The 251-nt window shown below is 51.4% G+C and carries 1 pseudogene; it reads right to left on the reverse strand.

What is annotated here, in order from left to right:
• A pseudogene (aspA, locus tag R0J87_RS22855) lies at positions 1–251 on the reverse strand (aspartate ammonia-lyase); the annotation flags it as partial.

Genomic DNA, 251 nt, shown 5'->3' on the forward strand with positions numbered 1-251 from the left:
GTGGTGAGCTTCTGCGGGTCAAGCAAACGCTCAAGCTCCTGCCGCGACAAATCGGTTTCCTCTTCCGCGACATCCAGAATATCTCTGTGCTCTTTGTAGGCTTTCTTGGCAATCTCAGCCGCTTTCAAATAGCCGATAACCGGGTTGAGCGCCGTCACCAGAATCGGGTTTTTCGCCAGTGCTTCCTGCAATTTGTCTTCCCGTACATTAAAGCTGGCAATGGCTTTATCCGCCAGCAGCTTGAAGGTATT

Source organism: Halomonas sp. SIMBA_159 (assembly GCF_046536035.1).
GTDB lineage: Bacteria > Pseudomonadota > Gammaproteobacteria > Pseudomonadales > Halomonadaceae > Vreelandella > Vreelandella venusta_A.